The organism is Pseudomonadota bacterium, assembly GCA_036141575.1.
Classification (GTDB): domain Bacteria; phylum Pseudomonadota; class Alphaproteobacteria; order UBA2136; family JAPKEQ01; genus JAPKEQ01.
Window position 1 is genome coordinate 261,865 of the sequence record JAYZXF010000011.1, and the last position, 14,120, is coordinate 275,984.

At 44.2% G+C, this 14,120-nt stretch carries 13 protein-coding genes and 1 other RNA gene; 12 read left to right on the forward strand and 2 right to left on the reverse strand.

Going from position 1 to position 14,120, the window contains the following annotated elements; translation table 11 throughout:
- Positions 1–2: 2 nt before the first annotated feature.
- From VX730_05720 to VX730_05730, 3 genes are all read left to right on the forward strand, one after another.
- Positions 3–1,148 (forward strand): acyl-CoA dehydrogenase family protein, encoded by a 1,146-nt coding sequence (locus VX730_05720; GenBank protein MEC9291884.1) that lies wholly within the window; start codon positions 3–5, stop codon positions 1,146–1,148.
- A gap of 110 nt (positions 1,149–1,258) precedes the next feature.
- Entirely contained in the window at positions 1,259–2,665 is a 1,407-nt protein-coding gene (gene fumC / locus VX730_05725; protein ID MEC9291885.1) for a class II fumarate hydratase, read from the forward strand.
- Positions 2,666–2,777: 112 nt separating this feature from the next.
- Positions 2,778–3,347, forward strand: a complete 570-nt coding sequence (locus tag VX730_05730; protein ID MEC9291886.1) for an N-acetylmuramoyl-L-alanine amidase — start codon at positions 2,778–2,780, stop codon at positions 3,345–3,347.
- Here VX730_05730 and VX730_05735 read toward each other — a convergent pair whose 3' ends face one another.
- Both VX730_05735 and rnpB read right to left on the reverse strand, forming a co-directional pair.
- Positions 3,348–3,830, reverse strand: coding sequence for a hypothetical protein (locus VX730_05735; protein MEC9291887.1), 483 nt, complete (start codon positions 3,828–3,830; stop codon positions 3,348–3,350).
- Between the two features lie 5 nt (positions 3,831–3,835).
- Positions 3,836–4,177, reverse strand: an RNA gene (gene rnpB / locus VX730_05740) — RNase P RNA component class A.
- A 409-nt stretch (positions 4,178–4,586) separates the two neighbouring features.
- Between rnpB and VX730_05745 the strand changes: the two genes are divergently transcribed.
- From VX730_05745 to VX730_05785, 9 genes are read left to right on the forward strand one after another with little or no spacing between them, the layout of a single operon-like run.
- Positions 4,587–5,042, forward strand: coding sequence for a division/cell wall cluster transcriptional repressor MraZ (locus VX730_05745; GenBank protein ID MEC9291888.1), 456 nt, complete (start codon positions 4,587–4,589; stop codon positions 5,040–5,042).
- Entirely contained in the window at positions 5,042–5,956 is a 915-nt protein-coding gene (rsmH, locus tag VX730_05750) for a 16S rRNA (cytosine(1402)-N(4))-methyltransferase RsmH (GenBank protein MEC9291889.1), read from the forward strand. Before VX730_05745 ends, rsmH begins: the two co-directional genes overlap by 1 nt.
- On the forward strand, positions 5,953–6,234 hold the full coding sequence (locus VX730_05755; protein MEC9291890.1) for a cell division protein FtsL: 282 nt from the start codon (positions 5,953–5,955) through the stop codon (positions 6,232–6,234). Before rsmH ends, VX730_05755 begins: the two co-directional genes overlap by 4 nt.
- 51 nt (positions 6,235–6,285) lie before the next feature.
- Complete coding sequence (locus VX730_05760) at positions 6,286–7,899, forward strand: penicillin-binding protein 2 (GenBank protein ID MEC9291891.1); 1,614 nt, start codon at positions 6,286–6,288, stop codon at positions 7,897–7,899.
- Positions 7,862–9,292: a UDP-N-acetylmuramoyl-L-alanyl-D-glutamate--2,6-diaminopimelate ligase gene (locus VX730_05765; GenBank protein ID MEC9291892.1), complete on the forward strand. Its 1,431-nt coding sequence runs from the start codon at positions 7,862–7,864 to the stop codon at positions 9,290–9,292. Before VX730_05760 ends, VX730_05765 begins: the two co-directional genes overlap by 38 nt.
- Positions 9,292–10,665, forward strand: coding sequence for a UDP-N-acetylmuramoyl-tripeptide--D-alanyl-D-alanine ligase (gene murF, locus VX730_05770; GenBank protein ID MEC9291893.1), 1,374 nt, complete (start codon positions 9,292–9,294; stop codon positions 10,663–10,665). Before VX730_05765 ends, murF begins: the two co-directional genes overlap by 1 nt.
- Positions 10,655–11,746 carry a phospho-N-acetylmuramoyl-pentapeptide-transferase gene (gene mraY, locus VX730_05775; protein MEC9291894.1) on the forward strand — a complete coding sequence of 364 codons (1,092 nt, stop codon included), beginning with the start codon at positions 10,655–10,657 and terminating at the stop codon, positions 11,744–11,746. The genes murF and mraY overlap by 11 nt, the downstream gene beginning before the upstream one ends.
- Before the next feature lie 10 nt (positions 11,747–11,756).
- A complete protein-coding gene (locus VX730_05780) occupies positions 11,757–12,896 on the forward strand; it encodes an FtsW/RodA/SpoVE family cell cycle protein (GenBank protein ID MEC9291895.1) in 1,140 nt (379 codons plus the stop codon).
- Positions 12,897–13,973, forward strand: a complete 1,077-nt coding sequence (locus tag VX730_05785; protein MEC9291896.1) for a UDP-N-acetylglucosamine--N-acetylmuramyl-(pentapeptide) pyrophosphoryl-undecaprenol N-acetylglucosamine transferase — start codon at positions 12,897–12,899, stop codon at positions 13,971–13,973.
- Positions 13,974–14,120: the final 147 nt, after the last annotated feature.

Consider the following 14,120-nt stretch of genomic DNA (forward strand, 5'->3'; position numbering starts at 1 on the left):
GCATGAACTTTGGACTATCAGAAGACCATATCATTCTAAGAGATGCGATCCGTAAATTTGCAGAAGATGAAATTGCGCCGCATGCAATGGAGCTGGATGCAAAAGAGGAATTCTCAGTTGAGATTACGCAGAAAATGGGTGAAATGGGCTTGTTTGGCATGTATGTACCAGCAGAGTATGGCGGTCAGGGCATGGACATGCTTTCTTACGTGATTGCAATGGAGGAACTGTCTCGTGTTGATGGTTCTCATGCAGCAACAGTTACAGCGCACAACTCGATTGGTGTGGGTCCTATTCTTAATTTTGGTACTGACGCGCAGAAGCAAAAATATCTTCCTAAAATGTGTACAGGTGAAATGCTTTGGGGCTTTGGCCTTACTGAGCCGAATGCGGGAAGTGATAGCCGCGGTACGCAAACCACAGCTAAGAAAGATGGCGATGAGTGGGTCATTAATGGGTCTAAAATCTTCATTACAAACGTAAGTAACCCACTTGCGGGTGGTTTGACTGTGCAAGCTAAAACAGGTGAAAAAGACGGCAAGCCAGAGCTTACGTGTTTCTTGATTGATAAAGAGACTGAAGGTCTGAGTGTGAAAACGATGCATGGTAAACTCATGTGGCGTGCTTCTGATACAGCTGAAGTTTATCTGGATAATGTGCGTGTAAAAGACGATGCAATTGTAGGTGAAATTGGTAAAGGGAGCTCTCAAATGCTGACAGCTCTAGATGCTGGTCGCCTTGGTATTGCAGCCATGGGTCTTGGCGCAGCGCAGGGTGCATTTGAAAGAGCTGTTGAGTACTCAAAAGAGCGTAAGCAGTTTGGTAAGCCAATTTCTAAGTTCCAAGGTATTTCTTTCAAACTTGCTGATATGGCGATGGAAATTGATGTGGCAAGAAGTTACTTGTATCAAGCGGCGCGCATGAAAGATGCTGGTGTACCATTCACGAAAGAGGCTTCTATTGCTAAGCTTTACTGTACTGAAGTGGCTGGCCGCGTAACGGACTGGGCGATTCAGGTGCATGGTGGTTACGGTCTTATGCAAGAGTATGACGTTGAGCGTTTTTGGCGTGACCAGCGTATTCTTCAGATTGGTGAGGGGAGCTCAGAAGTGCAGAGGATTGTGATTGCAAGGCAACTGGGTTGTTAAGTATCTCTTGTAAATGAATGCGAAAAGGCTGTTACAATGAGTGACAGCCTTTTTGTTTGGGTTTATGATGGTGTTTCAAGTTTAAAGAAAACAACAAAACGGTACATGTAATGAGCGATAAGAACCAGCAGTTTAGATCTGAACAAGATACAATGGGAACAGTAGAAGTTCCTTCTGAGGCGTATTGGGGTGCTCAAACCCAGCGTTCATTGCATAACTTTAAAATTGGTACGCAGAAATTTACACCGGATTTTGTACGTGCTTACGCATACCTTAAAAAAGCATGTGCTACAGTCAATGCTGACCTTGGTAAGTTGGAGCGTGAAAAGGCGGATGCGATCTGTCGTGCGGCGACTGAGGTTGTTGAGGGTAAGTTTAATGACCAGTTTCCTCTTGCTGTTTGGCAGACAGGTTCAGGTACGCAAACAAACATGAACGTCAACGAAGTGATTGCAAACCGCGCAATTGAAAACGAAGAAGGTGTGATCGGTTCTAAAGACCCAATTCACCCGAATGATCATGTGAATATGGGCCAATCAACAAACGATACATTCCCAACTGCAATGCATATTAGTGCAGTGCTTGCGGTAGAGGAGAAGCTTCTTCCAGCCCTTAAAAAGCTACAAACGGCTCTGCATGAAAAGTCTGAGTCATTCCGCCACATTATTAAAATTGGTCGTACGCACCTGCAAGATGCAACACCTTTGACGCTTGGCCAAGAGTTCAGTGGTTATGCAGCGCAGCTAACAAAAGGCATTGAGCGTGTGGAAGCAATTCTCCCAGAGCTTAAGGAGCTTGCGGTTGGTGGTACAGCTGTAGGGACAGGTATTAATACGCACCCAGAGTTTGATGCGCGTGTGGTGAAAGAAGTGTCTCGCCTAACAGGGCATGATTTTACTGTGGCGATGAATAAGTTTGAAGCGATTGCAACGCATGATGCAATTGTAAACGGAAGTGGTGTTCTAAACACGATTGCAACGTCATGCATGAAAGTTGCGAACGACATTCGTCTGCTTGCATCTGGCCCTCGTTGCGGTATTGGTGAATTGAATCTTCCATCAAACGAGCCGGGCAGTTCAATTATGCCAGGTAAGGTAAACCCAACGCAGTCTGAAGCTCTTACAATGGTATGTGCTCAAGTTATGGGGAACCATGTAGCAGTTACCGTTGCAGGGTCTAATGGTCATTTTGAGCTAAATGCATTTAAGCCTGTGATGATTCATAACTTCCTTGAGTCAGTTGATATCCTGAGTGATGCAATGGTGAGTTTTGCAGATAACTGTGTGGTTGGTATTCAGCCAAACCGTGAGAAGATTGACCATAACCTGACAAACTCTCTCATGCTTGTAACAGCACTGAACCCTGTGATTGGTTACGATAACGCAGCCAAGGTTGCGAAAAAGGCCCATGCTGAGAACACGACTCTGAAAGAATCTGCAATCTCTATGGGGCTTGTGGATGAGGTGACATTTGACAATGTTGTGCGTCCTGAAACAATGGTTGAGCCTCAGAAATAATTAAGCAATTAGCAGCTTTACTTTTTTCAAGCTCAAGTAGATGGACTACTACACGCTTTTCAAAAAGATAAACCTGCTAAACCTTAATTATTTCTGTGTATAGGTTATAGTTATGAATAAGCTTTTTTATCCATCTCCAAATCACGAGCCTCGCACAGAGGATATAAAGTACATTGTTGTACACGGGACATGGATGGAAAGTGATAAAGAGGCGCTTGAGCGCCTCTCATGCCCTCAGGCGAAGGTGAGTTGCCATTACTATATTGATCAGCAAGGCCAGCTTATTCAAATGGTGGCGGAGACCCAAGTGGCGTGGCATGCAGGTGTGAGCGCGTGGCGAGATGATGTCAGCTTGAATAAAAATTCAATCGGTATTGAGGTGTCTGTTCTGCCTCATCAAAAATTCCATGAATGCCAATATGAGACGCTTGAATGGCTCCTTAAAGACTTGAGGGAGCGTTATGCGCTCTCTACGGATGTTGTACTTGCACATAGTGATATTGCGCCGAACCGTAAAGATGATCCGGGGCGTGGTTTTGATTGGGGGCGCTTAGCCTCTCGGGATTTGGTTTTAAATAAACCTGAGTCTTTAGATGTAACAAATCCTGAAAGCCTGCGTGCGTTTGGCTATGTGGGCGAGGATGCTCATATCCTTAAAGCAGCAAAGTTGCGCTGGGGCTAATTACTCAGTTTTGTGAGCGCGCTTAATAAATTTCATCGCTTTTCTTGAAAATTTTCCAGCTGATACAAATGGCATGACTTTAGAAATAAGGGGCATGATCCATCCGTGAATCTGTAGGAAAAAGGCACCAAGGTATGTGCTCCCAAGCCATGCAAGCATGGCTGTAAAAAGATTAATAATGAAAATAACAATTCCAGCAAAAAATCCATAAATAGCTGTAATGAGGCTGGTGATACCCAGTGCGCTCATAATGCCAAGGAGCCATGTGATGATAGGTGTAATGATGGCAGCAAAGAATCCCCAAATGCTAACAGCAAGTGCACTGGTGAGCATAAAGGCCCATAGGTAAAGGCTGAAAGCGAGTACGAATATGATGGCGATCACATAAATAAAAATGCGCAAGACCTTGTTCTTCGGCAGCAGGCTGTGCGCTTGCTTGAGTTTTGCTTTAAAGATGCTAAAGAATTTTTGAATGTATTTCATATTTTAAAATTGCCTGCCCGATAAGCCGGGTTTTGTCTAGGGATGTTATTCGTCTGTCTCTATTTTTACAAATAAAGTATAGCACGTTACCCGTCCCTTCAAGCGAGCCACTTGTATATAGGGACCTATTTACGCTTGCACCGTGTGGGGTTTACCATACCTGTCCTGTCGCCAGTCCAGTGGTGCGCTCTTACCGCACCGTTTCACCCTTACCTTAAAAAGGCGGTCTGTTCTCTGTTGCACTTTCCCTCGGCTCTCACCGGATGGACGTTATCCATCACACTGCTCTGCGGTGCCCGGACTTTCCTCGCTCTTAAAATTAAGGTCGCAACATCCTGGGCAGGCATGGGCGACAGTATATGACTCTGATAAAAACTCAAGAAAATTCTACTTACTCATTGCTGCAAATATTTTATGTCTTCCGATGCTTGACTTATGTACGTCTTGGTACATGGCGCCTTCGCTTCTCAGTTATAAAATATTTTCACGGATGATTAAGCGAATTTGTGCCATGGGATTCTCTGGGATTTTTGATGATTTTCGTGGGTTTTGAGCAGTTATTCACAAAGTTATCCACAGGCGGACACGGCAGAAATATTAAGAAAAGTGCAAATTGGTGTTGCGTTATCCCATATTATCCCATAAGATTCCATTGTGTCCCAAATATCACCATGAGCGAACCAAATGTGAGGGATGCGAGAGAGAAAAGCCCATTTTTTATAGGGCTTGATGCAAAAAAGAGAGGCATGGAGAGACGTGACGGTATTTCTGTCTACATACGTCAATAACATTGATAAGAAAGGGCGGGTAAGTGTACCTGCTCCTTTCCGTGCCGAAATGATGGCGCAGTCTCGCCAGTCTGTTGTGATTTTTCCGTCTCGCAAAGAGGGCTTCCTGTTTGTGTGGGGGTATGATGATTTTCTCGCATTTGCTAAACGCATTAACAGTCTTCCTCCAATGTCTAAAGAGCGCCAACGTTTGAGCCGTACAATTCTTGCTGCATCTAAAAACATTACTTTAGATGGTGATGGTCGTATGATTCTTCCTTCTGATCTTCTGGAAGTGGCTAAGGTTGAGGATAAGCTTCTATTCGCAGGTCAGGGTGAGTACTTCACGCTTTGGAATCCTGAGCTATACGAACAGTGTCAGACTGCTGACGAAGAGCATTATGATGATGATCTAGAGACTCTATCAGAAGGGTGGGCGATTTAATGCATGATCCTGTAATGCTCACTGATGTGTTGAATTCAGCTGGAGAGCTTTCAGGGAAACGTGTTGTGGACTGCACTTTTGGTGGTGGCGGTTATACGAAAGTCTTTTTGGATCGTGGTGCTTCGGTTGTGGCGATTGATAAAGACCCTTCAGCTATTGAACGTTCAAAGGAATTTGTATCTGAGTATGGTGATAAGTTCCGTATTCATCACGGTAGTTTTAGAGAGTTGGATGATGCGCTTGCAGGTGAGGTTGCAGATGTGATTGTAGCGGACCTTGGCATTTCTTCATTTCAAATTGATCAAGCTGAACGTGGTTTTTCTTTCATGAAAGATGGGCCTTTGGATATGCGCATGTCTGCTGATGGTTTAAGTGCTGCAGATGTGGTTGCTGACTTTGAAGAGGAGCGTCTCGCAAATATTATTTACATGTACGGGGAAGAGCGTTTGTCTCGCCGTATTGCGAAAGCCATTGTAAGGGCGCGCAGTGAATCTCGTATTGAAACAACAACAGAGCTTGTAAAGGTTATTGAGTCTGCTGTTGGTCGCCCGAAGGGTAAAAAATCTAAGCATCCTGCTATGCGCACATTTATGGCATTGCGCCTGTTTGTAAATCAAGAATTAGAAGATCTGGAAGTCTTGCTGGAAAAGGCTATGCATAGCCTAAGCGAAGATGGAAAGCTTATTATCGTAACGTTTCACTCTCTGGAAGATCGTATTGTGAAACAGTTTATGCACCGTTTTAAAACAAAACCTGCTCAGGTGTCTGAAGTTTGGCCAGAGGCGGCAGCCTCTTTGCTGGATAAGGTTTTTGTTTTGCCAACACGCAAAAGCGTCAAAGTCTCAGAAGAAGAAGTTAAAAATAACCGTAGGGCAAGAAGTGCGCAAATGCGTGTTTTGGAAAGGGTTGCATGAATATTAAGTTGATGGATGTATGTATCGTCCTCTTCACTGGTCTATCATTTATCGCCATGGTGCATATTAAAACTGATGTGCAAGTGATGAAAGATAAGCGTGAGCGTTTGCTTGCAAGTGAGCGTGCCCTTAAAGATGAACTTCGTGTGCTAAAAGCAGAGTACTACCACGTTTCTCGTCCTGAACGTCTGGAAGCTGTTGCACGTCAAATTGGTATGGTGCCAATGGATATGGATCAGGTGAAACGTATCTCTTTTGATGGAGGCGAGCGTTTCTAATCTATGGCAAGGCGTCGCACAAAAAACAAGAATAAGCTCACCGATTTTCAGGTGAGGTTTTTCGTTTTTAAAGCCGTTATTGTTCTATGTTTTGTTGGTCTTTCTTATAAAGTTTTGGAGCTTGGTTTAGATAGTGCACGTGAGCCTAAGGCACCAAGTAACTTCGCGCAAAATACATTTGTTGAGCGTGGTACGATTTATGATCGTAATGGAATTGAACTTGCGCTGACTTTAGATGTTCATTCTCTTTATGCTGACCCTAAAATGATGCTAGATCATGATGAAGCCATTGCTTCTTTGAAAACACTCTTTCCTGATTTGAAGTGGGAAAAGCTTGAGGCACGAATTAAAACGCCAAAGCGTCGCTTTGTGTGGCTGAAGCGCAAGCTGACACCAGTGGAGGTTAAGGCTGTTTACCGTCTTGGTATTCCGGGGCTTGGCTTTAAAAAGGAAAAAGTGCGCTTTTACCCACATGAAAACCTATATGCTCACATGGTTGGTGGTGTGAATAATGCTGGTCAAGGTGCATTTGGTTTGGAGTACTACCAAAATAAACGTCTGTCTGGTGGTGAAGATTTAACTCTGACAATTGACTCTCGTTTGCAGGAACGTTTGCACTCTTCGCTTGCAAAAGTTATGGAGCAAGAAGGGACTTTTGCAGTGTGGGGCGTTGCTCTAAATGCAAAGACGCGTGAGGTTTTGGCAGCTGTGAGCATGCCTGATTATGATCCGAATGCGCTTGGTGATGCGAGTGAAGATGTTTTGAGAAACCGTTTTGCGCAGGGTGTATATGAGATGGGTTCTACGTTTAAAGTGTTCACACTTGCGCAAGCTTATGAGTTGGGTTTGATTGATGATGAGACAGAAATTGATGCACGTAAGCCAATCAAAATCTCTCGCTTCACAATTAAAGACTCTCACGCTAAAGAAAAAATTATGACGCCGGGCGAGGTTTTAAAGTTCTCATCAAACATTGGTGCGTCTCGTATTAGTGATATGATTGAAGTTGATCAGCTTAAAGATTTTTATGGCAGGATGTCTTTCCTTGGGCCTGTTGACTATGGTTTTGGTATGTCAGCGTCACCGCTTTATCCAAATCGTAAGTGGGGCCGTATCCATAAAATGACAATGAGTTTTGGTCATGGTATTGCCATTGCCCCATTGCAGCTTCTTGCAGGTTTTTCAGCTATGGTGACAGATGGTGAAGTAAGGCAGCCTAAGTTTTACATGGATGCGCCGGAAGATGAGCTTGTTTATCAGGTGGTTTCTGATGCTACAATCAAGAAAATGCGTGAGCTTTTGCATGAAGTCACTGTAACGGGTACAGCAAGACTTTCTAAGGTTGGTGGCTTTAATGTCGGTGGTAAAACAGGGACTGCGGAAGCCAGTGTTGCTGGTGGATATAATGAAGATCATCGTGTTTCTTCATATATAGGTGCGATTCCTATTGAAAATCCAGAGCTTATCGTGCTTATTATGGTGGATGAAAGCCAGAAAATTGGTGGAGGAGGGCGTATTGCTGCGCCTGCTTTTGCTGAATTTGTAAAAGGAAGTGTTCCAATTTTAGGAATGCGCCCAACGGTGCAGGAAGAGTGGCACCTTTTAGATAGAAGTGGAAAGAATGAATATGCAGGTCGAGCTAAAGGAGCTGTTGCCGGACTATAACGGTACGTCGCTTGCTTTTAAAGATGTTGTAAGTGATTCTCGTCAGGTGAAATCTGGCGATCTTTTTGTGTTTGATAAAGGTATTGGTGGCGATGCTGAAAAGTTTGTCTCTGATGCAAAAGCAAAAGGCGCAGGCCTTGCCATTACAAATGTGGATGGCGTGGGTGATATGCAGGATCCATTTCCGCTTGAGTTGATGGCGAAATTCTATGCTAAAAAATACCCGAATCGTATTGAAGAGCTTACAGCTGTGACAGGTACAAACGGTAAAACATCTGTGTCTTGGTTTGTAATGCAAATGATGTCTGTGCTCTCTGAGAAGAATGCGTGCCTTGGCACGATGGGTCTTTTTGTTGATGGTGAAAAGGGTGTGGAAACAGGTTACACAAGCCCGATGCCAAACCAGTTGATGAAAATTCTTTCTGATTTGAAAGATGAGAATGTTTCAAGTGTGTGTATGGAAGCATCCTCTCATGCGCTTGCACTCAGAAGGCTTTCTGGTGTTCAGTTTAAGGCAGCCGCCTTTACAAACTTGACGCCAGAACATTTAGATTTTCATGGAGACATGGAGCGTTACGCTGTTGAGAAGTTTCGCCTGTTTATGGAAATGCTGACGGAAGATGGGGTGGCTGTTCTTCCAGTGAATAAGCCGGAAGTTTTACCGCTTCTTGCAGGTCTTAAAGCTGGTGGCAGAAAAGTTTTAACATATGGTCCAGACTCGGCAGAGCTTGTTGTAAGGCAAACGTCTCTTACTGAGGCGGGGCAGGTTGTGTTGATTAAATATGATGACGTGCAGGAGGAAGTAGAGCTTCCGCTTATTGGTTCTTTCCAGGCTGAAAATATTGCGGCTGCACTCGGTATTATTATTTCACTTGGTGGTGATATAAGGGAGCTTATTAAAATGCTTCCAAGTATTCAGGCCGTACCGGGGCGTATGCAAGTGATTTCTGCTACGGCTGAAAATGCGCCAACAGTTGTTGTAGATTATGCGCATAGTACGGATGCTTTAGAAAAAGCACTTCAAGCTTTAAGGCCGCATGTAAAAGGTCAGCTCTCAGTTGTGTTTGGATGTGGCGGTAACCGTGATACATCTAAGCGAAAAGGCATGGCGCTTGCTGCGAAAAAATATGCTGATGTGACCTATATTACAGATGATAATCCGCGCCATGAGGATCCTGAGTTTATTCGATCTGAAGTGCATAAACATCATGTTGAAGCGCAAAATATTGGTGACCGTGAAAAAGCAATTTGTATAGCTATTGAAAATGCCTCTGCTGGAGATATTGTGTTGGTGGCAGGTAAAGGACATGAAACTGGCCAGATTGTTGGTGATCAGGTTCTGCCTATGAATGATATTGAAATTTGTGCAAACATTTTAGGAGGGGCAGTATAATGTGGACTTTGAGAGAGCTTAAGCGTGCCCTTGGGTTTGATGCGGTTGGCAAGGATGCAAACCTGGGTCGTATTTCTATCGATAGTCGTACCCTTGAAGATGGTGATATTTACCTTGCACTTAAGCGTGAGAAGGATGGCCACGATTATATTGAGGATGCACTAGATAGTGGTGCGTCTTTCGCTATCTCTGAACGAAAAGAAGATGAAGGTGACCCGCAAATTCTTGTGGTGGATTCAACTGAAAAAGCTTTGAATGATCTTGCAGATGCCCGTCGTGATTGGGCATACTTGCAGCGTGTTGCTATTACTGGAAGTGTAGGCAAAACAACTTGTAAAGATATGCTCTCTAAATCTTTAGGGGCGTATGCTTCTATTAAAAGTTTTAATAACCATATCGGTGTGCCTTTAACGCTTTCTAATATTCCTAAAGGGCAGCGTTTTGGTGTATTTGAAATTGGTATGAACCATCCAGGTGAGATTGTACCTCTTGCAGAGCTTGTTAAGCCTCATGTCGCCATTATTACAGCTGTAGCGCCTGCGCATATTGGTGCGTTTGAGTCGGTTGAGGATATTGCTGTTGAGAAGTTTTCAATTCTGCGCGGACTTGAGCAGGGTGGAGTACTCATTACAACATCTGAGTGCTATGAAGCTTATAAAGCTTATGTGCCAGAAGGTGTGAAAGTCTTGCTTGTGTCTTCTAAGGAAGATGCAAATGCAGATGCATCAGTGATGTCTATTAAGAAAGGTGGAAACGGTTATACGCTTGCGGTCAGTGTCATGAACGAACTGTTTACATTGTCTGTGCAGGATGTCGCCCCGGCCTTTTTGACCAATGCGCTTTTAACACTTCTTTGCACAAAGTATCTGGAAGCTCCAATGGAGAAGGCGCTTGCAACGCTTGAAAATTACGCACCAGTTGAAGGGCGCGGCAATATTGAAATGGTGGAAGGTGTCACTGTTATTGATGATAGTTATAACGCTAACCCTATGTCTATGAAGGCTGCACTTGAACGCGCGCTTTCTATGAAGAATTCAGCGGGGAAATGTTATGCCATTATTGGTCAGATGGGTGAGCTTGGGGATATGAGTGAAGAATTGCATAAATCTCTTGCTGAAACGGTGAACCAGTTTGATGGTGCTTATGTGGTTGGTGAGGATGCTAAAGTTTTGCATGATGTGCTAGATGCGAAGGTGCAAAAGGGTTTCTTTGATCAGGCAGATGATTTGCCATACGGTGAAATTTCTTCGCACTTGCATGATGGAGATATCATTGTTATTAAGGGCTCGAAAGTGATTACTTATACAACGCATGTTGTGAAGAATCTAAAGGCTGCCATCCAAAATAAAACAGAAGAAAAACATGCTGTATAACTTTATTTACCCTCTTTACGAACAGTTTACTGTACTGAACGTTCTTAAATATATTTCTGTGCGCTCAGGTGCGGCACTCTTTATGGCCTTTTTTGTGGTGATGATTATTGGGCCAGGCTTGATTCGTAAGTTTAAGGGACTTCAGCAGTCTAAAAAGACTGTGCGTGACGATCACCCTGAGGCAAGTGTGCAAGCAAAGCAAGGAACGCCAACAATGGGTGGTCTTATGATTATTATTGGTCTTCTTGCAAATGTGATGCTTTGGGCAGATTTAACGCAGCCGCTTGTGTGGCTGGTGAGTGCTGTGATTGTGGCATTTGGTCTTGTTGGTTTTCTGGATGATTACTGTGGTATGACAGGGCTTTGGAAAAAAGGTGTGCCGGGTAAGGTGCGTCTTGCTATTCAGTTTGTTGTTTGCTGTACGGTTTTGTTTGTGTGGGCAAAAGTTTCAGGTAATGCGGATGTCACAACTCTGTACTTCCCATTCTTTAAAGAGTTTTCAATTGATCTTGGCCTGATTGGCTACATGTTGTTTGGTTCGCTTGTGATGATTGGTTGTGCGAATGCGGTTAACTTAACGGATGGTCTTGATGGTCTTGTGAGTATTCCGGCTGTATTTGCAGCAGCGTCATTGGCCTTTATTGCTTACGCAGTTGGTCGTGTTGATTTTACTGAATATCTACATATTCCTTACGTTGCAGGAGCGGGTGAGCTGACGGTTGTTTGTGCGGCTCTCATTGGTTCTATTCTTGGATTCCTTTGGTTTAACGCACCGCCAGCGCGTATCTTTATGGGGGATACAGGTTCCCTTGTGATTGGCGGAATGCTTGGTTTTATTGCTGTTGCTGTGAAGCATGAAATTACATTTGCCTTTATTGCGGGCCTGTTTGTTATTGAGGCGCTTTCTGTGATGATTCAGGTGGGATCATTTAAGCTTCGTGGTAAACGCGTGTTTAAGCGTGCGCCAATTCACCACCATTTTGAACAGCTTGGCTGGCCTGAAACAACAATTGTTGTGCGTTTTTGGATTATTTCATTGCTCTTTGCGGTGATTGGTCTGGCAACACTGAAGCTTCGATAAGGAATAAAACGTGAACAGAGGATTCTCACTCGCCCGTAAACGTAATCCACTTCTTATTTGGTGGAAGAGTATTGATAAGGCATTGTTGGGGGTCTTTCTGTTGTGGCTTGCTGTGGGTATGCTTGCTAGTTCAATTGCATCCCCTGCAGTCGCGGATACGTACGGCGTGGGCCCGTTTTACTTTACAAAAAAGCATGCAATCTTCCTGTTTGGTGGTCTTGTAACAGCGCTTGGCCTGTCTCTCTTTTCTTTCCGTAATGTGCAGAAAGTTGCTGTACTCACTTATCTTGGTGCTATGGTTGGTTTGTTGCTGGTTCTGTTAATTGGTAAGGATGTAAAAGGGGCGAGCCGTTGGATTGAGGTTGTAGGCTTTACTGTTCAGCCTTCAGAGTTCTTAAAGGTCTCTTTTCCTGTTGTTGCTGCTATGATTCTTTCAAGTTTTAAGCAAAGAAGAGCGTTTGTTGTGGGGTGTTGCGTAACAGGTGCGATGCTTGCGCTTCATTCTGTTTTTCTATTTTTGCAGCCTGATTTTGGTATGACGTTGGTGGTTGCTATGTCATGGGTATTGGTGCTGTATTTCTCAGGGCTTCCGTATCGTGTCATGTTTTTGGTGGCAGGTTTGTTGCCGCCGCTTTGTGGTTTTGCGTACTTTACATTGTCCCATGTTAAAACCCGTATTGACACGTTTCTTTTCCCTGAATCTGGTGATGTGTATCAGATCTCTAAAGCTGAGGAGGCGCTGCTTTCTGGTGGTCTTTGGGGGAAGGGTATTGGTGAAGGCGTTGTGAAGGATACGGTTCCAGATGCACATACCGACTTTATTTTTACGGTGCTTGCGGAAGAGCTAGGGCTGGTGTTTTGTACTGTTATTCTTCTTTCTTTTGGTTACTTTGTGTTGCGGGCTGCATCGCGTGTAGCTGCGAAAACAGATGACCTTGAACGTGTGGTTGGTTTGAGCCTTCTTGGTTTGTTTGCTTTTCAGGTGATGGTGAATGTAGGTGTTGTTCTGCACATCCTTCCAACAACGGGTATGACATTGCCGTTTATGAGTTATGGAGGAACATCTACACTGGCGCTTGCGATTCTTGTGGGGACGGTTCTTTCAATTACTAAAAAAGAGAGTATGAAGGTACGGGGGAGGCGTCGTTAAATGAGCAAAACAGTTATCTTTGCTGTTGGGGCGTCTGGTGGTCATATTTTTCCAGCACTAGCAACAGCTCAGGTTTTAAGAGAGCGTGGTGTTGAGTCTCTCTTTGTTCTTGGTGGTGAGAAGTTCTCCGAGAAAATTACTGAAGAGGGATTTTCTGTTCGCATTGTAAAAGCGCTTCCTTGGAATGGTAAGGGTAAGCTTGGTAAGTTGAAGGCTCTTGCTGCTTTGAGCCTTGCAGTTATAAAATCTGTATTTTTAATTTTGAAAGTTCGTCCAGTTGCTGTGTGTGGAACAGGGGGGTATGCCTCAGTTGCTCCAGTGCTTGCAGGTAAGTTGATGTTTAGGCGAACAGCTGTGCATGAGCAGAATGTTGTGCCGGGTATGGCAACAAAGCTATTGAGCCGTTTTGTTGATGTGGTTTGTATTTCTTTTGAGCGTACTGAGAGGTACCTTCCAAAAGCAAAGGGTAAAACTATGATGACGGGAAGCCCGCTTCGTAAAGATGTGGTTTCTTATTTTGATGGTGATGTGGAGCGTGATGATAAATCGCTCAGTATGCTTGTGACTGGTGGAAGTTTGGGCGCGCATTTTTTAAGTGTAGCTGTGCCTGAGGCTTTGGCAGGTCTTTCTGAAAATTTACGCGGTAAGATACGTATTTCTCATCAGGCTCGCCCTGAAGATGTGAGTGATGTTGTAAAGGCGTATGAGCAGGCGGGTGTTTCTGCGGAGGTGGTGCCTTTCTTTGATAACATGAAAGAGAAAATTTCTCAGGCTCATGTGGTTGTGGCGAGGCCGGGCACAAGCACGCTTCTTGAGGTGTCTCTTGCTGGGCGCGCTGCAATTTATATTCCGCATGAAATGGCAGATGGTCACCAAGTAGCCAATGGTGAGGTTGTGCGTGATGCGGGAGCAGGGCTTTTGTTCAGGCAGGCAGAGTTGGAAGGTTCTGAGCTTTTACAAAATACCATTCAAAACTTGCTTGAAGATTCTAGTGAGCGAGGCCGTTTAGAAAAGGCTGCCAAGGCTTTTGCGCAGAGGGATGGTGCTGAGCAGTTTGCAGACTGCATACTGAAGTAGTTCTTGTCCTTGAACTGCCTGACTTTTTAGCAAAAAAAATCAAAAACTGGTGCTCTTTTTCATGGGCAATATGTAGTTTTTTGCGTACAATGAAAATCTACATGTAGTACGTCAATGTGTGAGGAATAAATGGTGCAAAATTCGCAT